At 70.9% G+C, this 20,667-nt stretch carries 20 protein-coding genes; 10 read left to right on the top strand and 10 right to left on the bottom strand.

Annotation, left to right across the window (positions count from 1 at the left end):
- Positions 1-45 precede the first annotated feature (45 nt).
- The 6 genes from paaN to AC2D9U_RS22365 are packed head-to-tail and all read left to right on the top strand — an operon-like array spanning position 46 to position 6,210.
- Positions 46-1,689 (top strand): phenylacetic acid degradation protein PaaN, encoded by a 1,644-nt coding sequence (gene paaN / locus AC2D9U_RS22390; protein ID WP_484753379.1) that lies wholly within the window; start codon positions 46-48, stop codon positions 1,687-1,689.
- Between the two features lie 31 nt (positions 1,690-1,720).
- Positions 1,721-2,881: an ABC transporter substrate-binding protein gene (locus AC2D9U_RS22385; protein WP_484753377.1), complete on the top strand. Its 1,161-nt coding sequence runs from the start codon at positions 1,721-1,723 to the stop codon at positions 2,879-2,881.
- Between the two features lie 25 nt (positions 2,882-2,906).
- Positions 2,907-3,782 (top strand): branched-chain amino acid ABC transporter permease, encoded by an 876-nt coding sequence (locus AC2D9U_RS22380; RefSeq protein ID WP_484753375.1) that lies wholly within the window; start codon positions 2,907-2,909, stop codon positions 3,780-3,782.
- On the top strand, positions 3,782-4,714 hold the full coding sequence (locus AC2D9U_RS22375; protein WP_484753373.1) for a branched-chain amino acid ABC transporter permease: 933 nt from the start codon (positions 3,782-3,784) through the stop codon (positions 4,712-4,714). Before AC2D9U_RS22380 ends, AC2D9U_RS22375 begins: the two co-directional genes overlap by 1 nt.
- Before the next feature lie 25 nt (positions 4,715-4,739).
- A complete protein-coding gene (locus tag AC2D9U_RS22370; protein ID WP_484753371.1) occupies positions 4,740-5,516 on the top strand; it encodes an ABC transporter ATP-binding protein in 777 nt (258 codons plus the stop codon).
- Complete coding sequence (locus tag AC2D9U_RS22365; protein ID WP_484753369.1) at positions 5,509-6,210, top strand: ABC transporter ATP-binding protein; 702 nt, start codon at positions 5,509-5,511, stop codon at positions 6,208-6,210. Before AC2D9U_RS22370 ends, AC2D9U_RS22365 begins: the two co-directional genes overlap by 8 nt.
- A 167-nt stretch (positions 6,211-6,377) precedes the next feature.
- Here the strand turns inward: AC2D9U_RS22365 and AC2D9U_RS22360 are convergent, their stop codons facing one another.
- Genes AC2D9U_RS22360 through AC2D9U_RS22345 form a run of 4 tightly spaced genes read right to left on the bottom strand, consistent with a single transcriptional unit; the run spans position 6,378 to position 11,257 of the window.
- A complete protein-coding gene (locus AC2D9U_RS22360) occupies positions 6,378-7,961 on the bottom strand; it encodes a dipeptide ABC transporter ATP-binding protein (protein ID WP_484753367.1) in 1,584 nt (527 codons plus the stop codon).
- Complete coding sequence (locus tag AC2D9U_RS22355) at positions 7,958-8,767, bottom strand: ABC transporter permease (RefSeq protein ID WP_484753365.1); 810 nt, start codon at positions 8,765-8,767, stop codon at positions 7,958-7,960. The genes AC2D9U_RS22360 and AC2D9U_RS22355 overlap by 4 nt, the downstream gene beginning before the upstream one ends.
- A 6-nt stretch (positions 8,768-8,773) precedes the next feature.
- Complete coding sequence (locus AC2D9U_RS22350; RefSeq protein ID WP_484753363.1) at positions 8,774-9,718, bottom strand: ABC transporter permease; 945 nt, start codon at positions 9,716-9,718, stop codon at positions 8,774-8,776.
- A 30-nt stretch (positions 9,719-9,748) separates the two neighbouring features.
- Complete coding sequence (locus AC2D9U_RS22345; protein WP_484753361.1) at positions 9,749-11,257, bottom strand: ABC transporter substrate-binding protein; 1,509 nt, start codon at positions 11,255-11,257, stop codon at positions 9,749-9,751.
- A 136-nt stretch (positions 11,258-11,393) separates the two neighbouring features.
- Between AC2D9U_RS22345 and AC2D9U_RS22340 the strand changes: the two genes are divergently transcribed.
- Genes AC2D9U_RS22340 through aptA form a run of 3 tightly spaced genes read left to right on the top strand, consistent with a single transcriptional unit; the run spans position 11,394 to position 14,850 of the window.
- Positions 11,394-12,248: a GntR family transcriptional regulator gene (locus AC2D9U_RS22340; RefSeq protein WP_484753359.1), complete on the top strand. Its 855-nt coding sequence runs from the start codon at positions 11,394-11,396 to the stop codon at positions 12,246-12,248.
- The gene (locus AC2D9U_RS22335) at positions 12,245-13,534 is read left to right on the top strand and encodes an NAD(P)/FAD-dependent oxidoreductase (protein ID WP_484753357.1); all 1,290 of its coding nucleotides are present in this window, start codon (positions 12,245-12,247) and stop codon (positions 13,532-13,534) included. The genes AC2D9U_RS22340 and AC2D9U_RS22335 overlap by 4 nt, the downstream gene beginning before the upstream one ends.
- Positions 13,531-14,850: an omega-aminotransferase AptA gene (gene aptA, locus AC2D9U_RS22330; protein WP_484753355.1), complete on the top strand. Its 1,320-nt coding sequence runs from the start codon at positions 13,531-13,533 to the stop codon at positions 14,848-14,850. Before AC2D9U_RS22335 ends, aptA begins: the two co-directional genes overlap by 4 nt.
- 1 nt (position 14,851) lies before the next feature.
- Here the strand turns inward: aptA and AC2D9U_RS22325 are convergent, their stop codons facing one another.
- Positions 14,852-15,979, bottom strand: coding sequence for a C45 family autoproteolytic acyltransferase/hydrolase (locus AC2D9U_RS22325; protein WP_484753353.1), 1,128 nt, complete (start codon positions 15,977-15,979; stop codon positions 14,852-14,854).
- Positions 15,980-16,269: 290 nt separating this feature from the next.
- Between AC2D9U_RS22325 and AC2D9U_RS22320 the strand changes: the two genes are divergently transcribed.
- A complete protein-coding gene (locus AC2D9U_RS22320) occupies positions 16,270-16,566 on the top strand; it encodes a helix-turn-helix domain-containing protein (protein ID WP_484753352.1) in 297 nt (98 codons plus the stop codon).
- 214 nt (positions 16,567-16,780) lie between these two features.
- On the opposite strand, the gene AC2D9U_RS22315 is transcribed toward AC2D9U_RS22320, so the two are convergent.
- Genes AC2D9U_RS22315 through AC2D9U_RS22295 form a run of 5 tightly spaced genes read right to left on the bottom strand, consistent with a single transcriptional unit; the run spans position 16,781 to position 20,664 of the window.
- Positions 16,781-18,094: a cation:proton antiporter gene (locus tag AC2D9U_RS22315; protein WP_484753350.1), complete on the bottom strand. Its 1,314-nt coding sequence runs from the start codon at positions 18,092-18,094 to the stop codon at positions 16,781-16,783.
- Positions 18,091-18,402 (bottom strand): MrpF/PhaF family protein, encoded by a 312-nt coding sequence (locus AC2D9U_RS22310; RefSeq protein WP_484753348.1) that lies wholly within the window; start codon positions 18,400-18,402, stop codon positions 18,091-18,093. The genes AC2D9U_RS22315 and AC2D9U_RS22310 overlap by 4 nt, the downstream gene beginning before the upstream one ends.
- Positions 18,399-18,725, bottom strand: a complete 327-nt coding sequence (locus AC2D9U_RS22305; protein ID WP_484753346.1) for a Na+/H+ antiporter subunit E — start codon at positions 18,723-18,725, stop codon at positions 18,399-18,401. Before AC2D9U_RS22305 ends, AC2D9U_RS22310 begins: the two co-directional genes overlap by 4 nt.
- Positions 18,722-20,245 carry a proton-conducting transporter transmembrane domain-containing protein gene (locus tag AC2D9U_RS22300; RefSeq protein WP_484753344.1) on the bottom strand — a complete coding sequence of 508 codons (1,524 nt, stop codon included), beginning with the start codon at positions 20,243-20,245 and terminating at the stop codon, positions 18,722-18,724. The genes AC2D9U_RS22305 and AC2D9U_RS22300 overlap by 4 nt, the downstream gene beginning before the upstream one ends.
- On the bottom strand, positions 20,245-20,664 hold the full coding sequence (locus AC2D9U_RS22295; RefSeq protein ID WP_484753342.1) for an NADH-quinone oxidoreductase subunit K: 420 nt from the start codon (positions 20,662-20,664) through the stop codon (positions 20,245-20,247). Before AC2D9U_RS22295 ends, AC2D9U_RS22300 begins: the two co-directional genes overlap by 1 nt.
- Between the last annotated feature and the right edge of the window lie 3 nt (positions 20,665-20,667).

The following is a 20,667-nucleotide window of genomic DNA, read 5'->3' as shown; positions in this document are numbered from 1 at the left end:
TCTATTCTGGCGCTAATCACAAAGTCAACTTGGGAGGTCGGCAGGATGGTGGCGTTCGCGGCGAAGCATCAGGCGTTGCTCGACCAGGCCATCGCCGCCACGCGCGAACGGGCGCATTTCTCCGCCTATCCCGAGGCACCCTCCGGCAAGATCTATGGCGAGTCCGCGAAGGCCGATGCAGAGACCGCCTTCGCCGCGCTGCTCGGCAAGCCTTTCTCGCCGGGCGATACGCAGATCGGTGACGAACGCTCGCCCTTCGGCCCCGCCTTGGGAATCACCTACCCATCGCTCTCCACCGCCACGCTGGTCCTGCGCGCGCAGATCGCCGCCCCCGCCTGGGTCGCCGCCGCGCCGGCCACCCGCGCGGGTGTGGCGCTCGAGATCCTGCACCGGCTCAACCGCGACAGCTTCCTGATGGCCAATGCGGTGATGCACACCACCGGCCAAGCTTTCGTCATGGCCTTCCAGGCCGGCGGGCCGCATGCGCAGGACCGGGGGCTGGAGGCCGTGGCCTATGCCATGTCCGCCCTGGCCGCGGTGCCCTCCAACGCCGATTGGGCCAAGCCCGCCGGGCGCGAGACCCTGCAGATTCGGAAAATATTCCGCGCCGTGCCGCGCGGCATCGGCCTCGTCATCGGCTGCGCCACCTTCCCCACCTGGAACGGCTATCCCGGCCTCTTCGCCAGCCTCGTCACCGGCAATGCGGTGATCGTGAAGCCGCACCCTGCCGCCATCCTGCCCCTGGCGCTGACCGTGCGCACCGCCCGCGCCGTACTCGCCGAAGCGGGCTTCGACGCCGATCTCGTCCAGCTTGCCCCCGATACGCCCGAGGCACCGATCGCCGCCGAGCTCGCTACGCATCCGGCCATCGGCATCGTCGACTTCACCGGCGGCCCCGCCTTCGGCGCCTGGCTGCGCAGCCATGTCGGTGGGCGCAAGCCGCTGCATACGGAAGAAGCCGGCGTGAACCCGGTGGTGCTGGAGAGCACGGCTGATTTCGCCGGACTCTGCCGCAACCTTGCCTTCTCGCTCGCCCTCTACAGCGGACAGATGTGCACCGCGCCGCAGAACATCTTTGTCAGTGCCGGCGGCATCGACACCAATGAAGGGCACAAGAGCTTCGCGGAAGTCGGCGCGGGTATCGTCGCCGCCCTCGACGCGCTGCTGTCGGACCCGGCGCGCGCCGCCGGCGTCTGCGGCGCCATCCAGAACCCAGCCACCCTCGCACGCATCGCCGCCGCGCGGGGTCTGGGCCGCGTGCTGCGCGACAGTGCCCCCATCCCGGGGCAGGAGGGCGCGCGCACCGCCACCCCCCTGCTGGTCGAGGTCGAGGCCGATGCCTGCGAGGCTTGGGGCGAGGAACGCTTCGGTCCCATCGCCTTCCTCATCCGCTGCCCCGATGCGGCGACGGCGCTGACCTTCGCGGCAAGCTCCGTCACCGCGCGCGGCGCCATCACCGCGCTGGTACACAGCACGGATGAGGCCTTCCTCGCCCGCGCCGAGGCCGCCTTCGGCGCCGCCGGCGTGGCGCTGAGCGAAAATCTCACCGGGGGCGTTTTCGTGAACCAGTCGGCGGCGTTCAGCGACTACCATGTCTCCGGCGCCAATCCGGCCGGCACCTCCTGCCTCACCGATGCGGCCTTCGTGGCGAACCGTTTCACGATTGCGATGGTCCGTCGCCCCGCCTGAACAACAACCACGTCCAAGGGAGAGCAAGAACATGTCACTGGGAACCCTGCTGCGCCGCGGTCTGCTGGCCGCCGGCGCCACGCTCATCGCCACGCCGCTGCTGGCACAGCCCGCGCCCATCCGCATCGGCGCGGTGCTCTCCGTCACCGGCCCCGCCAGCTTCCTCGGCGATCCCGAGGACAAGACGCTGCGGCTCTACGTCAACCGCATCAACGCGGCCGGCGGCGTGAATGGCCGGCCCTTGCAGCTCATCGTCTATGACGATGCCGGCGACGCCAACCGCGCGCGCACCTTCGCCACGCGCCTGGTGGAGGATGACCGCGTCGTCGCCATGGTCGGCGGCACAACAACCGGCACCACGCTCGCCATGCGCCCGGTCTTCGAAGAAGCTCGCATACCCTTCATCTCGCTCGCCGGCGGCATCGAGATCATCGACCCCGTCTCGCCCTTCACCTTCAAGACCCCGCACACAGACCGCATGGCCTGCGAGAAGATCTTCGCCGATATCCGCGCGCGGGGCCTTTCGCGCATCGCCATGATCTCGGGCACGGATGGCTTCGGCCAGTCGATGCGCACGCAGTGCCAGCGCGTCGCGGGCGCGGCCGGCATCACCATCCTGGCCGAGGAAAGCTACGGCCCGCGCGATTCCGACATGACGCCGCAGCTCACCCGCATCCGCGGCGTGGCAGGCGTTGAGGCGGTGGTGAATCCGGGCTTCGGCCAGGGCCCGGCCATCGTCACGCGCAACTACAGCCAGCTCGGCATCCGCCTGCCGCTCTACCAGTCGCATGGCGTGGCCAGCCGCGAATTCATCAACCTCGCCACCCCGGCCGCGGCCGAGGGCGTGCGCCTGCCCGCCGGCGCGCTGCTGGTGGCCGAGCAACTGCCGGCGAACGACCCGCAGCGCGAGGTGGTGATGAACTACAAGACCATCTTCGAGCGCGAGTTCAACCAGCCCGTGTCGACCTTCGGCGGCCATGCCTATGATGGGCTGATGATCCTGGTCGAGGCGATGCGCCGCGCCAACAGCACCGATGGCGTGCGCCTGCGCGACGCGATCCGGCAGACGCGCGGCTTCGTCGGCACGGGCGGCATCGTGAACATGAGCGCCACCGACCATATGGGCCTCGACCTCTCGGCCTTCCGCATGGTCGAGATCCGCGGCGGCAATTGGGCGCTGGTGGGCAACTGAGGTCCACCACGCGGAGGCGGGGACAATGACGGCGGAGTTGCTGCAATTCCTCGTCTCCGGCCTGACGGTCGGCGCGGTCTATGCGCTGGTCGCGCTGGGCTTCACGCTGATCTACAACGCCTCCGACGTGGTGAATTTCGCGCAGGGCGAATTCGTCATGCTCGGCGGCATGGTCACGGTCTTCGCATCCGCGGCAGGGCTGCCGCTGCCGCTCGCCGCCCTCCTCGCCATCCTGGTCGCGGTGCTGGTCGGGCTCACGCTGCATCGCTTCGCCATCGAGCCCGCGCGCGGGGCCTCGGCCGTCACGCTCATCATCATCACCATCGGCGCGTCGATCCTGCTGCGCGGCATCGCGCAGATCGTCTTCGACAAGCGCTTCCACCAATTGCCGGCCTTCGCGGGGAGCGATCCGATCCTGCTCGCCGGCGCGGCCATCCTGCCGCAGAGCTTCTTCGTCATCGGCGGCGCGCTCGCGGTCTTCGTGGCACTTTTCTGGTTCCTCGAGCGCACGCTGCTCGGCAAGGCGGTGCTGGCGACCTCGGCCAACCGGCTTGCCGCGAAGCTGGTGGGCATCGACACCTCCTTCGTGCTGGCGCTGTCCTTCGGGCTGAGTGCGGCGATCGGCGCGCTGGGCGGCATCCTCATCACGCCGATCACGCTCACCTCCTTCGATGTCGGCACGCTGCTGGCGCTGAAGGGCTTCGCTGCCGCCATGCTGGGCGGCATGGGCAGCCCGCTCGGCGCGGTGGTGGGGGGGTTGGTGCTCGGCCTGCTGGAGAGTTTCGCCGCCGGCACGATCTCCTCCGCCTACAAGGATGCAGTGGCCTTCATCGTCATCCTCGCCGTGCTCTTCACGCGCCCCGCCGGCCTGTTCGGCCGCCGCAGTGTCGAGCGCGTTTGATGAGTTCTCGCTACGCCACCCTGCTGATCCTCGCTGCGGTCATCGCGACGATCCCCTGGTTCTTCCCGTCCGGATTCTACTTCCGCGTCGCCGCCCTGGTCTGGATCACCGCGCTGGGTGCGGTCGGGTTGCAGGTGCTGATGGGCCAGGCGGGGCAGGTCAGCCTCGGCCATGCGGGCTTCGTGGGGATCGGCGCCTATAGCGTGGCCCTCACGCCGAAATACCTCGACCTGCCCGTGCTGGCGGGCCTGCCGCTCGGCGCGGTGCTGGCGGGCCTCATCGCCTATGTCGTGGGCCGGCCGATCCTGCGGCTGAAGGGGCATTACCTCGCCGTCGCCACGCTGGGCTTCGGCATTCTGGTGACGATGGTGCTGGTGAACGAGACCGCGATCACCGGCGGGCCCGACGGCATCCGCATTCCGCGCGCGACGCTCCTCGGCTGGCCGCTGCGCGGCGGCGAGACCTGGTACTGGATCAGCGGCGGCGCGCTGCTGATCGGCGTGTGGATCGCGCTGAATCTGCAGGACAGCCCGAGTGGGCGCGCGCTTGCCGCGCTGCATGACAGCGAGGTCGCGGCGCGCACCGTGGGTGTCGATGTCGCGCGCCACAAGCTGCGCGCCTTCGTCATCGCCGCGGTCTATGGCGCCGTGGCAGGGGGTTTGCTCGGCCTGATGAACGGCTTCGTCACCCCCGACGCGGCGGGCTTCCTCGCCTCGGTCGAATTCGTGACCATGGTCGTGATCGGCGGCCTGTCGAGCGTGGCGGGCGCGGTGGTGGGCGCGGCGCTGCTCGTGCTGCTGCCCCAGGCGCTGACGGTGTTCCACGACTACGAACATGCCGTCCTCGGCCTGCTCATCATGCTGTTCATGATCTTCCTGCGGGTCGGCATCGTCCCAGGACTTGCCGCATTGCGCCGGAGACGCATGGGATGAACGCTATGTGGCGGAAGCGGGCGGCATGACAGCGCCCATCCTCGTCGCCGAGAATATCGGCATCGGCTTCGGCGGGCTGCGCGCGCTGGACGGCGTGGGTTTTTCCGCCCGCGCGGGCGAGGTGCTCGCCATCATCGGGCCGAATGGCGCGGGCAAGACCACGCTGTTCAACATCGTCTCCGGCCTCTACCGCGCCGATACAGGCCGCATCACGCTGAACGGCCAGGATGTGACGCACACCCCGCCGCATCTTCTCGCGGCCGCGGGCCTGTCGCGCTCCTTCCAGAACCTACAGATCTTCTTCCGCCTGACCGCGCTCGAGAATGTGATGGCGGGCCGGCACCTCGCGGAATCTTCCTCCCTGCTCGCCGATCTCTTCCGCCTGCCTTCCTCGCGGCGCGCCAACCGGGCGACGCGCGACCGCGCCCTGGCGCTGCTCGCCGAGGTGGGTCTCGCCGAGCATGCCGAGACACCGGCGGCGAGCCTGCCCTATGGCGCGCTGAAGCGGCTCGAGATCGCGCGCGCGCTCGCCACCGAACCGCGCGTGCTGCTGCTGGATGAACCCGCCGCCGGCTGCAACGAGGCCGAGACGGCGGAGATCGATCACCTCATTGCCGACATTGCCGCGCGCGGCATCGCCGTGGTGCTGATCGAGCACGACATGAAGCTGGTCATGCGCATCAGCCGCCATGTCGTGGTGCTGAACCAGGGCCGCATGCTCGCCGAGGGCACGCCCGAGCAGGTGCGCAACAACGCCGAGGTCATCGCCGCCTATCTCGGCACGGAAAGCGCCGATGCTTGAGTTGCACGCCATCACCAGCGCCTATGGCCGTATCCAGGCGCTGAAGGGCGTGTCGCTGCGCGTCGAGACGGGCGAGATCACCGCCATCGTCGGCGCCAATGGCGCGGGCAAGACCACGCTGCTGCGCTGCATCTCCGGCGTGCAGCCGGTGAGTGGCGGGCGCATCACCTATCACGGCAAGGACATCACCGCCTGGTCGCCGCAGGCGCGCGTGGCCGAGGGCATCGCGCAATCGCCCGAGGGGCGGCAGGTCTTCGGCCCGCTCAGCGTTGAGGACAACCTCCGCCTCGGCGCCTATCGCCGCGGCCGGGCGGAAGTGGAACTCGGCCTCGATCGCGTCTTCGACATGTTCGACATTCTCAAGCAGAAGCGCGCCTTGCCGGCGGCGGGGCTGTCGGGCGGCCAGCAGCAGATGCTGGCGATCGGCCGCGCGCTGATGTCGCGTCCGCGCCTGCTGCTGCTCGATGAGCCCTCGATGGGTCTCGCGCCCCTGCTGGTGCGCCAGATCCTCGATGCCGTGGTGGCGCTGAAGGCGGAGGGTGTAACGGTGCTGCTGGTCGAGCAGAACGCCTCCGCCGCGCTGGCCATCGCCGATCGCGGCTATGTGCTGGAGGTCGGGCATGTCGCGCAGTCCGGCAGTGGCCAGGCGCTGCTGCACGACCCGGCGGTGCGGGCGGCCTATCTGGGGCTGTAGAGCAGGAACCGCGTTCATCAGAGCGCAGCGTGCCACTGGCGTCAGGGGCCCCGAACGCGCACAGGTTCTGTGAACGGGAATATGGTGGAGATCGGTACCCCCGGATGGCCTTCACGTGCCGTCTTCCACCGCACCCCTCGCTGGAGCCTCGGAAGCAGCCCTTTGAGTCAAGGCGCAAGGCGCGGTGGCCGCGGCGCGGCTTCGAGCAGAGCGCGCGTGTAGTCGTGCTGCGGATGGTCCAGCACGGCGTCCCGCTCGCCCTCCTCGACGATGCGGCCCTGCTGCATGACGAGGATGCGGTCCGCGATTTCCTCCACCACGCCGAGGTCATGCGTGACGAAGAGGCAGGCGAAGCTGCGCCGCCGCTGCAACGCGGCCAGCAGCGAGAGCACCTGCTTGCGCACGGTCGCATCCAGCGCGCTGACCGCCTCATCCGCCACCACGAAGACCGGGTCGCGCACCAGCGCGCGGGCGATCGCCACGCGCTGCCGCTGGCCGCCGGACAGCGCGTGCGGGAAGCGCTCGCCCAGGCCGCCGAGCCCGACCTCCTCCAGCATCGCCTCCGCCCGCGCCAGGCGTTCGGGGCGCGGCAGGCCGGCCGGCAGGCGCAACGGCTCCGCCACGATGTCGCGCACCCGCATCCGGGGGTCGAGCGAGGAATAGGGGTCCTGGAACACGATCTGGCAGGCCAGCCGGAAGGGCAGCAGCGCCGGCCCGGCGGCCTGCGTCACGTCCTGCCCGCGGAACAGCAATTCGCCGCCCGTGGTGGGGGTGAGGCGCAGCAGCGCGCGGCCGAGCGTCGTCTTGCCGGAGCCGGAGCCGCCCACCAGCGCCACGACCTCGCCGGGCCGGATCGCGAGCGAGACCTCGCGCACCGCCGCCACCGGCTGGCCACGGCGCAGCCAGCCGCCCCGCCCAGCATAGGCGACGGAAAGGTTGCGGGCCTCGATCACCGGCGGCTCGGGCGGCCGCGGCGGGCGCGCCGGGCCGCGGCGGGGCAGGGCCGCCACCAGGGCGCGCGTGTAGTCCTGCCGCGGCTGCGCGAGCAGCGCCGCGGCCGGGCCTTCCTCCACCGCGCGGCCCGCCTGCATCACCAGCGCGCGGTCGGCATAGCGCGCCACCAGGCCGAGGTCATGGGTGATCAGCAGCAGCGCGCTGCCCTGCTCCTGCACAAGCGCCTTCATCAGGTCGAGCACTTCGGCCTGGGTCAGCGTGTCGAGCGCGGTGGTGGGTTCGTCCGCGATCAGCAGGCGCGGCCGCAGCAGCATGACGGAGGCGAGCATGATGCGCTGGCGCATCCCGCCCGAGAATTCATGCGGGAAGGCGGAGAGCCGCGCGGCGGCGTCCGCGATGCCAACGCGCTCGAGCATCGCCACGCAGGCGTCGCGGCGCTGCGCGCGGGTCAGGCGGGTGTGCAGTGCCAGGCCTTCCTCCATCTGCGCGCCGACCGTATGGGCCGGGTTCAGCGAGGTCATGGGCTCCTGGAAGACCATGCCGATGCCCGGGCCGCGCAGCCGCGGTGCTGCGGCGGCCAGATCCTCCCCCCCGAGCAGCAGGCGCCCCGCGGCATGGCGCAGCCCGGGCGGCAGCAGGCCGATCACGGCACGCGCGGTGGCCGACTTGCCGGAGCCGCTCTCGCCGACCAGCGCCAGCGCCTCGCGCGGCGCGAGCGCGAAGGAAAGGTCCGCCACCACGCGCCGCGCGCCGGCGGCGATGCTCAGCCCCTCCACCTGGAGCAGCGGCGCGGTCATGTGCTCTCCCGCGGGTCGAGCAGGTCGCGCAGCGCGTCGCCCAGCAGGTTGGCGCCGAGCAGGCAGGCCGCGATCATCGCACCCGGCGCGATGGAAAGGACCGGCGCGTCCTGCATGAAGGGCCGCGCGGCGGCGAGCATGTTGCCCCAGGTCGCCGCCGGCGGCGGCACGCCGAGGCCGAGGAAGGACAGCGCGCTTTCCGACAGGATCACCCAGCCGAACAGCGAGGTCGCCAGCACCGTCACGGGCGCCACGGTGTGCGGCAGCACATGGCGGAGCAGCGTGTAGACTTCCGAATTGCCCAGCGCGCGCGACGCCTCCACGAATTCCCGTTCGCGCAGCGACAGCACCGCCCCGCGCACCACGCGCGCGACCGTCGGCGCATAGGCCAGCCCCAGCGCCAGCACGATGCCCCAGCGCGAGGGGCCGATCACCGCCAGCAGCCCGAGTGCCAGCAGGATCCCCGGGAAGGCCAGCAGCGTGTCGTTCAGCGCGCCGAGCACGCGGTCCACCCAGCCGCGGAGGTAGCCGCTGGCCAGCCCGATCGCCAGGCCGAGCAGCAGCGCCACCACCACCGTCGCGGCCGCCACCGTCACGCTGGTGACGGCCCCCGTCATGAGGCGCGAAAGCACGTCGCGGCCGAACTCATCCGTGCCGAGCCAATATTCGGCCGAGGGCGGGCGCAGGCGGCGGCGCAGATTCGTCCGCACCGGGTCATAGGGCGTCCAGACCAGGGCGAGTGCGGCCACCGCCAGCACGAAGCCGAGCAGCGTGCCGCCGATCACGAGGTTGGGGCGCAGCCGCATCGCGCCTCAGCCCGCCGTCACGCGCGGGTCGAAGACCGGGTAGAGCAGGTCCACGGCGAGGTTCACGGCGACGTAGATCGCGGCGACGAAGAGCATCACGCCCTGGATCACCGGATAGTCGCGCGCGAAGATCGCATCCACCAGCAGCCGGCCGAGCCCGGGCAGGGTGAACACCGTCTCGATCACCGCGATGCCGCCGAGCAGATTGCCGAGCACGATGCCGATCAGCGTCAGCGTCGGCGCGAAGGCGTTCGGAAAGACGTGGCGTGCCAGCACGCGGCCCTCGGGCACGCCCTTGGCGCGCGCATGCGCCACGTAGTCGAGGCGAAGCACCTCCACGGTCGAGGCACGCGCCATGCGGATCAGCACCCCGGCCTCGACGAGCGCGAGCGTCACGATGGGCAGGAGGATGGCGTGCAGCGCGCGCCAGGGATCCTCGGCGAAGGGCACCCAGCCCACGACCGGCACCCAGCCGAGCCAGAGTCCGAACACCAGCAGCAGGATCAGCCCCAGCCAGAAGGACGGGATGGAAAGCAGGAAGGTGGCGGCCGCCACCGTCGCGACATCGGTCAGCGAATCCTGCTTCCACGCCGCCAGCATCCCCAGCGGCAGGGCGAGCAGCGCGGCGGCGCCCACGGCCGCCAGCACGATCGGCGCGGTCACGGCGAAGCGGTCCAGCAGCAGCGGGCCGACCGCCTCGCCATTTGTGATGGAGCGCCCGAGATCGCCCGCCGCCACGCGTTCCAGCCACAGCAGGAACTGCATCGGCAGCGGCAGATCCAGGCCGAAGGACGCGCGCAGATCGGCCACCGCCTCCGGCGTCGCGGCGTCGCCCAGGATGAGCGTCGCCGGATCGCCGGGGACGGCGCGCATCAGGAAGAAGACCGCGGCGGCGACCAGCAGCAGCGTGGGCAGGGCCAGCAGCAGCCGCCGCAGGACGTAGCCGGCCAAGTCAGCGTCCCGCGGCCGGTCCCGGCCGCGTCACCGCTGGATCCTGACACCCCAGGCGCGCGGCGCGTCCACCGCCCAGCTGCCGAAGCCCTGGACGTGACGCGGCGTCACGCCATGGGTGACGGAGGAATAGAGCGCCACGATCGGCACCTCCTCCAGCAGGCGGCGGTGCATCGCCTCGAAGGTGGCGCGGCGGCGGTTCGCGTCGGTCTCGCGCATCGTCTGCTCGAGCATCGCCTGGACCTCGGGGTTGTCCCAGGCCTTGCGCGGCTGCGTCGCCTTGGGGCCGGTGAACATCTCGAAGGAGAGCGACGGGTCCAGCCGGGCGGAGAAGCCGAAGGCCATCATCTGGTAGTCGCCGCGCGTGTAGCGATCGAGCTGCGTCGCCCATTCCAGCACCTCGAGCTCGCTCTCGATGCCGGCATCGCGCAGCATGTCCTGCGCCAGCACCGCGATCTCGTAGAAGGCCTCGTAGCGGCGCGTGGTGACGATGCGCAGGCGCTGGCCGCGATAGCCGGCCTCGGCGGCCAGGCGGCGCGCCTGGGCAAGGTCGCGCGCCGGCACCTCGGCCATGGCCGGGGTGAAGAAGGAGGAGGAGACCGGGATGGGCGCGCGCGAAGGGCGCGAGGTGCCCTCGCTCACGGCGCGCACCAGCTCCGGCACATCGAGCGCGAGCGCGATGGCGCGGCGCATGCGCACATCCTGCAGCAGCGGGTCGCGCGTCTGCATCAGCAGCACCTGCAGGTCCATCGACGCCGCGGACTGGACGGAGATGCCCGGCCGCTGGCGCAGTTCCGGCAGGTCGCGGGAGCGCGCATCGGGCAGGATGTCGATGTTGCCCGCCAGCAGCGCGGCGCGCGCCGCCGCGTCGTCGGGGATCACGGTGAAGCGCACGCGCTCGACCATCGGCGTCTTGTTCCCCGCCAGGCCGTCCGGCGTGCCGGGCAGGGGGGCGTAGTTCTCGAAGCGCGTCAGCTCCACGAACTGCCCGCGGCGCCACTCGCCGAGGCGGAAGGGCCCGGTGCCGATGGGCGCGCGCCAGGATCCGTCGGCGTTCAGGCTGTCGCGGTGCCAGATGCCGGTCTGCCCGCAATCGGGGCGCGCCAGCATCGTCAGGAACAGGGCGGAGGGCTGTTCGAGCCGGATCACCACGGTGCGCTCATCCGGCGTCTCCACCGCGGTGATGCGCGTCACCGCCGAATCGAGATCGGGGCGGCAGCGCCAGTTCGTCTCGCGCCGCATGTAGCGCTGCATCGCGAAGGCGACGTCGGCCGAGGTCAGCGGCTGGCCGTTGTGGAAGCGCACGCCCTGGCGGAGCGGGAAGGTGTAGCTGCGCCCGTCCTCGGACATCTCCACGCGCTCGGCCAGCATCGGCGCGACGGAGGCATCGGCGCGCAGCGCCACCAGCCCCTCCACCACATGCCAGACGAGACCATCGGTATTGGCGTCGCGGTTCACGCCCGGATCGGTCGAGCGGATGTCGGCATTCAGCCGGATGCGCAGCGTCTCCTGCGCCGCGGCCGGGGCGGCGAGGGCCAACGACGAAGCGGCAATGAACGCCGCGAGCAGCCCGCGAAGGCGCATGGTCCCGAACCCCTCTCCCGTCACGACCGGTGCCTACCCCGGTTCTCCCGTTGCACGAAATACTAAACCGGGGCTAGACACAAGGCCAACCATGGCAGCGCCCGCGACCTCCCTGCATCACGACCTGGCCCGGGCGGCGCGCGCGCTGTTCCTGGCCGAGCGCTTCGCCCCCGGCACGCCGGTGGCCGAGGCCATGCTCGCCGCGCGGCTTTGCGTCTCCCGCACGCCGGTGCGCGCGGCGCTGCGCCTGCTGGAGGAAGCAGGGGTCACGCGCCGCCAGGGCCGGGCCATGGTGGTCGCCGACCCGCGGCGCGACCTGCCCGAAGCCACCGGCGCCGACCCTGCCGAGGAACTGGCCGTCGCCATCGCCCGCGCGCGCGCCGAGGGCCGGCTGGCCGATGCCCTGCGGGAGGCTGATGTGATCCGCAGCTTCGGCCAGCCGCGCGGCGTCGTCGCGCGCGCGCTGGGCCGGCTGGCGGGCCTGGGCGTCGTGGCGCGGAACCCGGCGCAGGGCTGGCATTTCACCCCCGGCCTCGCCAGCGCGGCGGATCGCGCCGCGGCGCACCGCTTCCGCCTCGCGCTCGAACCCGCGGCGCTGCTGGAGCCGGGCTATCGGCTGGATCCCGCCTTCGCGCGGGAGATGCGCGCGGCGCACCGGGCCGTGCTGGCGCGACGCTGGCGCGACCGGGACGCGGTCGCCTTCTTCGAGATGAACGCCGCCTTCCATGCCGGCCTCGCCGCGGGCAGCGCGAACCGCTTCTTCATGGATGCGGTGGCCGCGCAGAACCGGCTGCGCGCGCTGCTCAACACCGATTGGCGCTTCGGCGCGGCGCGCGTGCAGGACAGCTGCCGGGAACATCTGGCCGTGCTGGACGCGCTGGAGGATGGCACGCCCGAACAGGCCGCCGCGCTGCTCGCCGCGCATCTGCGGAGCGCGGGTCCGTGACCCTGCGGCAGCGCTCGCTCTGGCAGGCCACCGCCGCGCCCGCCCCCGACCTCGTCCCGCTCGAGGGCGTGCAGGAGACGGAAATCGCGATCGTCGGCGCCGGCTATACCGGCCTCGCAACGGCGCTCGCCCTGGCCGGGCGTGGCGTGGCGGTGACGGTGCTGGAGGCGACGGCGCCCGGCGCGGGGGCCTCGGGCGCCAATGGCGGGCAGGTGATCCCGGGGCTGCGCCACCTCGCCGCCGACCTCGTCGCCGCCTATGGCGCGGCGCTGGGGCGAAGGCTGCACGCGCATGGCGCGGGCGATGCCGACCGGCTGTTCGAGCTGATCGCCCGGCACGGCATCGACTGCGACGCGACGCGCAACGGCTACATCCAGGTCGCCGACACGCCGGTCGCGCTGGCCGAGGCGCGGCAGCGCCACGATGCCTGGGCCGCGCTCGGCGCGCCGGTGCGCTGGCTCGGGGCGGAAGAAGCGCGCGCGCTGACCGGGGCGGAGGGCTATCTCGGCGGCTGGCTCGATGCGCGTGGCGGCACGGTGCAGCCGCTCTCCCTCGCGCGCGGCCTGGCGCGGGCGGCGATGGCGGCGGGCGCGCATGTCCATGCCCCGGCGCGCGTCACCGCCATCCGGCCGGAGGGGCGCGATTGGCGGCTGGCGACCGCGACCGGCGCGCTGCGCGCGCGGCGCGTGCTGCTGGCGACGAACGCGATGTCGGAGGGGCTGTGGCCCGGGCTGGCCGCCTGCTCGATGGCGGTCTGGTCCTTCCAGACCGCGACCGCGCCGCTGCCCGCGGACACGCCCGTTCTGCCCGGGCATCAGGCGGTCTCCGACACGCGGCGCGTGCTGCGCTACTGGCGGCGGGATGCGGCGGGACGGCTGGTGGTGGGCGGCAAGGGCACGATCCGCGCGCCGCGGGGCCCGCGCAGCTTCGCCGTGCCGGAGCGGATGCGCGCGCGGCTCTACCCCGCGCTGCCCGACATGCCGCCGGAATTCTTCTGGGGCGGGCGCGTCGGCGTCTCGCTCGATCGCCTGCCGCGCGTTTTCAGCCTGGCGGAGGGCGTCTTCGCGGTGATGCAGGACAACGGCAAGGGAGTCGCCTGGTGCACCGGCCAGGGCGAGACCATGGCCGATCTGCTGACCGGCGCCGATCCGCGCGACCTGCCGCTGCCGCCCCTCACGCCCTTGCGACCGATCCCGCTGCATCCGCTCCGCACGCTCTACGCCGCCGCCGGCTCGCTCTGGCTGCGGGCGCAGGACGCGCTCGACCGCGCGCGGCCTGCCGCATGAATCTGCGCCGCAACGCGCCGGAAGCCGAGGAAGGCTTCTGGCTGCCCTTCACCGCGATGCGCGCCTTCCACGACGCGCCCGTGATCTTCGAACGCGCCGAAGGCATGCACTACATCACGCCCGATGGGCGCCGGGTGCTGGACATGATGGCCGGGCTCTGGTGCGTGAATGCCGGGCACGCGCATCCGCGCATCGTCGCCGCGATCCGCGAGGCCGCCGGGAGGCTCGACTTCGTCTCCTCCTTCCGCATGTCGCACCCTGGCGCCTTCGCCTTCGCGCGGCGCCTGCTGGACGCCGTGCCGATGATGCACCGCGCCTTCTTCTCCAATTCAGGGTCGGAGGCGGTGGATACCGCGCTCAAGATTGCGCGGGCCTATCACCGCGCGCGCGGCGAGGCAGGGCGCGTGAAGTTCATCGGCCGCGCCAAGGCCTATCACGGCGTCGGTTTCGGCGGCCTCTCGGTCGGCGGCATCGCGCGGCACAAGCGCGATTTCGGCCCGCTGCTCGGCGACGTCTTCCACCTGCCGCTGCCGCATGATCCGGCACAGCGCTTCCTGCGCGAAGCCCCGCCGGCCGATCCGCGCTGGTCGCAGGCACTGGAGGAGACCCTGGCGGTGCAGGATCCCTCGACGGTCGCCGCGGTCATCGTCGAGCCCGTCACCGGTTCGGGCGGCGTGTACCCCCCGCCGCGCGGCTATCTGGAGGCGCTGCGCGCGATCTGCGATCGCCACGGCATCCTGCTGATCTTCGATGAGGTGATCACGGGTTTCGGGCGCCTCGGCGCCTGCACCGCGGCCGAGGCGCTGGGCGTTGCGCCGGACATCATGACGATTGCGAAGGGCCTGACCAATGGCGCCGTGCCGATGGGCGCGACCCTGGTGAACGCGCGCGTCTTCGACGCCTTCATGGCGGCGCCGCGCAGCGCGCCGGAACTGATGCACGGCTACACCTATTCCGCGCATCCGCTGGCCTGCGCCGCCGGTCTTGCGACCCTCGACGCCTATGTGGAGGAAGGGATGTTCGCCGCTGCCCGGCGGATCGCACCCGTCTTCGCGCAGGCACTGCTGGCGCTGGAAGGCGCGCCCCATGTCGCCGATGTGCGCTGCTGCGGCCTGCTCGGCGCGGTGGACCTCGCCCCGCGCGCGGACGCGGCGGGCGCGCGCGGCGCCGAGGTCGCCGAACGCTGCCTGGCCGATGGCGTGCTGGTGCGCGCGGCCGGCGACACGCTGGTGCTCTCGCCGCCGCTGGTCGTGACCGAGGCGCAGGTCGAGGAGACCGTCGCGGCGATCCGCCGCGCGCTGGCGGCCACCGGCTGAGCTATTCCGCCGCCCGCGCCGCGGTCGTTGCGTTCAGGCTGTAGGTCGTGAAGTGGCGGTTCAGCGCCGGCAGCGGCGCGATCTCCATGTGGCCGTCGGCCGGGCGCATCAGGATCATCGCCACCGTGGCGGAGAGGTTGCCGCCCATGTTCATCCGCGGCGGCCGGCAGACCGACCAGGGCGACTGCCAATCGTCGAGGAAGGCCGCGCGCAGATCCTCCATCGTCAGCCGCCCGCGCTTGCCCCGCAGCGCCTCCAGCACGCGCCGGTCGCGATAGATGCTGTCGGGCGTGTTGGCGATGCCGGTGTCCTTCAGCTTCGCCAGCGCGGCGGGCGAGCGCCAGTGATTCGCATGCACCAGCATGCCCTCCTGCGGCTCCAGCAGGAAGGATTCGTCCGGCGCGCATTCGATGTCGATCGCGAAGCCCGAGGCGTGCGAGACCATGATGTTGTTCGAGGCGGATTTCGGCGTGGCGTAGAAGGTGCGGATCGCCAGCGCGACCTGGCTCTGTTCCAGCGCCTTGCGCCGCAGCAGGGAGAGCGGCACGCCTTCCTGCCTGTAGTCGCGGTCGGATTCGAGATAATTCGCCGTCACCGCGATGCCGGCCGCGTTCAGCCCGGCGCGCGCCAGGCCGCCGGCCTCGACGAAGGTGAGGATGTCGGGCCCGTCCTCGCGCCGGATGCGCAGCACCACGCCGGTCTCGGCGCATTCGCTTTTCCAGTCCCAGTTCTGCCCGTGCAGCAGCGCGCCATCCGCGGTTGCCTCCGGCAGCAGGATCGCGCCGGTGCAGCCATCCGGGTCGTCCTCCGGCGGCGGCGCGCGCTTGGCCAGTTGCAGGATCTCGGTCCGGCAGTTGAGGAGCATGATGTCCTCGAAGGCCACCTCGGCGCCGCGCGCGATGCCGCGCATCTCGGCCACATAGGCGGGATCGAAAGCCTCGACTCGCGGAACGAAGGCGCGCGCCAGCGCCCGGATGCGCGCCGCGTCCAGCCCGCCCTGCGTGAGCTGCGCATGGTAGTGGCCGAGGCTGCGGCGGACGCGCTCGGCCGCCTGCCGGCCATAGGATTCGCCGCGCGCCTCGGGCGCGCCGGACAGTTCGATCAGCGGGAAGGGCGGCACCGCGTCCATCGCTCACTCCGTCTCTGTTGCGCCTGTGTCGCATGGCGAATCCGTCGCCGCTAGCCGTCATTGCTATGGAGGTTTTCCCTCCCGGGCTGGGTTTGTGCGCCGAGGTTTGGACGCCGAGACCCAGCAACTCGGAGCCCCGATCGACACGATGAGAATGCCTGCGGCACTATCGGGAAACACCGAATCAGTGTTTCTCGATTTCGTGCTGTAGATTCAGCCTCTTCCAGAGCAAGAGATCGATCCATCTGGATCAATGGTGCTCGAAACCATGCATCGGTCGGAAGCCGATTGTGCGGCGACTGACAGAAGGGCAGCCGGCGAGCGCTGTCACCGTAGCCTTGGAGCTGAGCGCCAAGACAGTCCGCAATTGGCGCGACCGCTATGCCGTCACGGGCATGCAGGGGTTGCAGGACCGATCCGCCCGACCGCTTCGCAGCCCAAGGCGCCTCTCACCCAAGACGAGTGCGCAGATCGAGGCACCGAGTCGCCAACGACAATCCGCCCCCGCCATCGTCCGGCAGTTGGGCCTCGCGGTCTCTACCCTCCGCGCGGTTGGTTGCTCGCGGAATGTGATGGTGCCACCCTGACCCACATTCCCTGGACCAACGGCAAGGCCAAGCACTTCATCGAGGCAGGCAGCCGCGAATGGGCCTGCGCCACGCCCTTCCAGGCCTCAGCCGGGCGAAGTCGCGGCATGCTCCCCACGCCGAACGACAACAACGCCCATCGGCCGCACTCCACTCTGAACGGAGCGCCTCTGCTCAACCGCCGCATAAGGGACAATGTCCTTCGCGCTGGTCGCTAGGGCAGAAGCACTATCGGAACGACGTCGGCGACTACCTCATGCGCGCAGCTGTGCAGCATGTCGAAGACGCCGCCATGATGGGTCGACAGGCAGGACATCACAGCTGCGTCGAAAGTGGACAGCCGCAGGCGGAACGCATCGACTTCAAACTCGCCCTCAAGCGGGGACAAGAGCCGCACCTCGCGGCCTGCCGCGCGCAGAAGCTCGGCCTGCGCCGCCACCGCCGCCGCGACCCCAGGCCGATCGGCCGTGACAGGCAGGATCGAGAGCGTGGCGTTGGGCCACAACCCTATCCGCAACAATCCCGCAGCGACCGTGCCGCAGGCGGGTGCGCTTCCCACGACCAGGAGCACGGAGCGCACTGCCGCCACCGTCCGCCGCACGCGAAGCACTGGCACCAGTCTGGAGCGCGCAAGCGATGCAGCGATCTCCTCCCCCGGCGTGCAGGCGACCCCATGTGCCCCCACCTCCGCGGGTAGCACCACGCAATCATGGCCGGCGAGCGTGCGCGCCAGATCGACCGTCGCTCCTTCTTCATGCCGTGCGCCGGCCAGCAGTTCAGGGGCAGCGGCTGCCCGACGCTGGAAGTCCTGCAAGGCAGCGGCGCAATTCTCGCGCAACCGTTGGCGGCTGCGTGCGGCCATCCAATGCGCCCAGAAGGCACCACCGACCGGCAGCGCGCCGCGCCATGTCCGGGGTTCCAACCCTGCGCCCGAGAGGCCGGTCAGGCGCCCGCCCGCTTGGATGGCGAGGTCGAAGGCCGTTGCGCTCGCCGCCTCCTGGTGTGGGCCGCCGACCAGGCAGCAGAGAATGTGGCGCAGGGCCACCGGGTCAGTGGCCGGCGCGCCGCGCAGGGACGTTTCGACCGGCCGACGGAACTCCGGGATCGCACTCATGGCGGGTTCCTCTCGTCGCGTGACTGGGGCTATCGGCCGGGACCGGGCCGTGCGGGCGGGATCGATGTCGAAGACGCGACGGTCGAGGACACCGGCGAGGGCATCTGCGAGCGACGCGGCGCCAAGGGGGGCGCCTGCCAGATAGGCGGCACGGCCAAGGGCGTGCGAGGCGACTGGCGCGGTCACCACGAGGAAGCCGACCGCTGCGAGCGCGGTGAGCATCGCAGCCGTCGTGCCGAAAGCCAGCCCGGCGCCCAGCAGAAGCAGGCCAGCCCCGGCAACGCCGGCCTTTGCGGCAGCGTGCATCCGGCTGAACGGGTCCGGCAGCCGCGCCACGCCGAGCGCAGCAAGCGCCACCACTGCGGCGCCGCCCACCAGCAGCAGGGCAGCCAGTATCTCGCGCAACGTGCTCATTCGGCGGGGCCCGGGGCCGGCGGCGCGCTCGCGCGCTCCATCAAGCGGGCGAAGGCAACTGCAGCAAGGAAACCGACCAGCGTGACGCCTAGTGCGATATCGAGGAAGGCTGCATGCGTGGCCAGCACCGCGGTGAGCGCGGCGAGGCAGGCCCCAAGCAGCCCGAGCATATCGGTTGCAATCGCGCGGTCGGCGGCGGAGGGGCCGACCAGAAGCCGGAACGCGACCGGGAGAATGCCCAGCGTCACGATCGTGGCCGCCAACGCCGCCGCCAACGGGATCAGGCCAGGGATCAGGCCATCGGTCATGGCAATACCTCCCGCGTGCGGCTCTCTAAGGTTGTCTTCATGCCTGTGATCGCAGCCTCGCGGTCAGGCGCATCGAGCACGTGGACATAGAGCGTGCGTCCATCCGCTGAGACCTCGAGGCTCGTCGTGCCCGGCGTCAGCGTCACCATGTCGGCGAAGAGCACGATGCCTGTCGGCGAGCGGACATCAAGCGGCACGGCGAGGATCGCCGGCCGCAGGCGTTCCATCGGGCCGAGCACGGCGCGAATCGTGGCCCAGGTGGATTTGGCGAGTTCAGCGATGAAGGTACCGCCGACGCCAGCCCAGGCGAGCGCGATCCTCATGGCGCGGCCTCCGCCAGCCGGACGGCGTTGGGGCCAAGTACCGCAGCGATATAGCCCTCGCGGTCGAGCAACGCGTCGGCGGCGGTAAGCGAGAAGGCCGCGAAGGGTTCTGTCCACAGCCCTATCGCCAGTGTCACGCCACAGAGCGCCACGACCGGCGCGTAGGTCGCGACTCGCTCGGCGCGTGTCCACTCCGCCCGCGGCGCCACTTCCGGCGCGGCTTTCCAGAAGGCTTCGTTCCAGATCTTGATCATCGAGTAGAGCGTCAGCACGCCCACGGCCAGCGCGACGAAGGCAAGCGGCCAGGCCTGCGCTTCCAGGCTGGCGCGAATGACGACGAATTTGCCCCAGAATCCGGAGAGTGGCGGAATGCCGGCCAGTGACAGTGCAGGAATGAGGAACAGGATGCCAAGGATCGGTGCCGACACCCACAGACCGCCCATGCGGGCGAGGGCGAACGAACCGCCAACCTGCCGGACTATCCCGGCGACGAGGAACAGGTTCGCCTTAACCACGATGTGATGGATGATGTAGAGAACGCTGCCCGCTATCGCGAGCGGCGTCATCAGTGCCACACCGATCAGCATGTAGCCGATCTGGCTGATGATATGGAACGAAAGGATACGCCGCATGTCGTAATGCGCCGCCGCGCCGAGCACGCCGACGACCATTGTCGCAATCGCGATGCCGGCCAGGATCGGTCCGAACAGCGCGTGGTCATGTGCGAAGACCAGCGTGAAGACCCGGATGATGGCGTAGACGCCAACCTTGGTCAGCAACGCCGCGAAGATCGCTGCCACAGGCATCGACGCCGTGTGGTAGGCGGCTGGCAGCCAGTTGAAGAGCGGAAAGACCGCCGCCTTGGCGCCAAAGGAGACCAGCAACAGCATCGCCGTCGCTGCCAGCACCCCTTGGTTCTGGACTTCCGGCGCCACGCGCGCAAGATCGGCGAGGTTCAGCGTGCCTGTGATCCCATAGATGAGGCCTACGGCGAGCAGGAAGAAGGTGGTGCCAACAAGATTCAGCATCACATAGCGCAAGCCGCCATCGAGCTGTTCGCGCGTGCGGTCGAGCACGAGCAGCCCGAAGGAGGCGATCAGCATCACCTCAAACCAGACATAAAGGTTGAATAGATCGCCCGTGGAAAAGGCGCCGGCCACGCCCATCAACAATCCGTGGAACAGGGGCTGGAAGCCCGCGCGGTCGCGCTCCTGCGCGCCGGGGCCCATCGCATAGACGGCAACGGCGAGGCCCATCACGCCGGTGATCGCCAGCATAGCCGCGGACAGATGATCCACCGCCAAGGTGATGCCGAAGGGGGCAGGCCAGTTGCCCATCTGCCCGACCACCATGCCGCCTTCCATCACCTCCACCAGCAGGGCGAGCGTGGCGATGAACAGGGCGATTGCGGCTGAGAGGCCGATGGCACGCTGCGCTGTCGGGCGCGACCAGAGAAGCGCTGTCAGCGATGCACCGGCAAGCGGGATCAGGATCGGTGCGACGAGCAGGAATTGGCGCATCACGCGGCCTCCTGCTGCCGGGATGGCGTGGCAGGGACGGGTAGGCATGCGGCCGGGACGGGCGCTTCGTCCACCCGCTCGGCGTCATGCATCTCTTCGGTGCTCGCCGTGCCGAAGGCATCCTGCGCGCTGCGGATCAACACCAGCGCGAAAGCGGCAAGGCCGAAGCCGATGACGATCGCGGTCAGCACAAGCGCCTGCGGCAGCGGACTCGCGGCGTCGCTGGCCAGCACACGCGCCCCCTGATCCACCAGCGGCGGTGCCATTGTACCGATCCGACCTGCCGCGAAGATGGTCAGGTTGGCAGCCGTGCCGAGCAGCACGAAGCCGAGCAGCGCGCGTGGCAAGTCGCGCGCCAGGAGCAGGTAGGCGGCAGCGGCGACCAATACGCCGATGGCCGCGGCAAGAAGGATCTCCATGCG

Source organism: Roseomonas sp. TF40, assembly GCF_057219975.1.
Note: the sequence above shows the minus strand (reverse complement) of the source record. Positions and strands in the feature narration are given on the sequence as shown.

Bases quoted from the DNA above. Each gene is read 5' to 3' on its own strand.
- AC2D9U_RS22360 (WP_484753367.1), bottom strand. From the start codon at position 7,961: ATGACCGCGCCGCTGCTCCAGGTGGAGGGGCTGAGCATCGCCGCCGGC.
- AC2D9U_RS22325 (WP_484753353.1), bottom strand. From the start codon at position 15,979: ATGGACGCGGTGCCGCCCTTCCCGCTGATCGAACTGTCCGGCGCGCCC.
- AC2D9U_RS22300 (WP_484753344.1), bottom strand. From the start codon at position 20,245: ATGCGCCAATTCCTGCTCGTCGCACCGATCCTGATCCCGCTTGCCGGT.
- AC2D9U_RS22385 (WP_484753377.1), top strand. From the start codon at position 1,721: ATGTCACTGGGAACCCTGCTGCGCCGCGGTCTGCTGGCCGCCGGCGCC.
- paaN (WP_484753379.1), top strand. From the start codon at position 46: ATGGTGGCGTTCGCGGCGAAGCATCAGGCGTTGCTCGACCAGGCCATC.
- AC2D9U_RS22295 (WP_484753342.1), bottom strand. From the start codon at position 20,664: ATGGAGATCCTTCTTGCCGCGGCCATCGGCGTATTGGTCGCCGCTGCC.
- AC2D9U_RS22375 (WP_484753373.1), top strand. From the start codon at position 3,782: ATGAGTTCTCGCTACGCCACCCTGCTGATCCTCGCTGCGGTCATCGCG.
- AC2D9U_RS22370 (WP_484753371.1), top strand. From the start codon at position 4,740: ATGACAGCGCCCATCCTCGTCGCCGAGAATATCGGCATCGGCTTCGGC.
- AC2D9U_RS22380 (WP_484753375.1), top strand. From the start codon at position 2,907: ATGACGGCGGAGTTGCTGCAATTCCTCGTCTCCGGCCTGACGGTCGGC.
- AC2D9U_RS22365 (WP_484753369.1), top strand. From the start codon at position 5,509: ATGCTTGAGTTGCACGCCATCACCAGCGCCTATGGCCGTATCCAGGCG.
- AC2D9U_RS22305 (WP_484753346.1), bottom strand. From the start codon at position 18,725: ATGAGGATCGCGCTCGCCTGGGCTGGCGTCGGCGGTACCTTCATCGCT.
- AC2D9U_RS22315 (WP_484753350.1), bottom strand. From the start codon at position 18,094: ATGAGCACGTTGCGCGAGATACTGGCTGCCCTGCTGCTGGTGGGCGGC.
- AC2D9U_RS22340 (WP_484753359.1), top strand. From the start codon at position 11,394: ATGGCAGCGCCCGCGACCTCCCTGCATCACGACCTGGCCCGGGCGGCG.
- AC2D9U_RS22310 (WP_484753348.1), bottom strand. From the start codon at position 18,402: ATGACCGATGGCCTGATCCCTGGCCTGATCCCGTTGGCGGCGGCGTTG.
- AC2D9U_RS22355 (WP_484753365.1), bottom strand. From the start codon at position 8,767: ATGCGGCTGCGCCCCAACCTCGTGATCGGCGGCACGCTGCTCGGCTTC.
- aptA (WP_484753355.1), top strand. From the start codon at position 13,531: ATGAATCTGCGCCGCAACGCGCCGGAAGCCGAGGAAGGCTTCTGGCTG.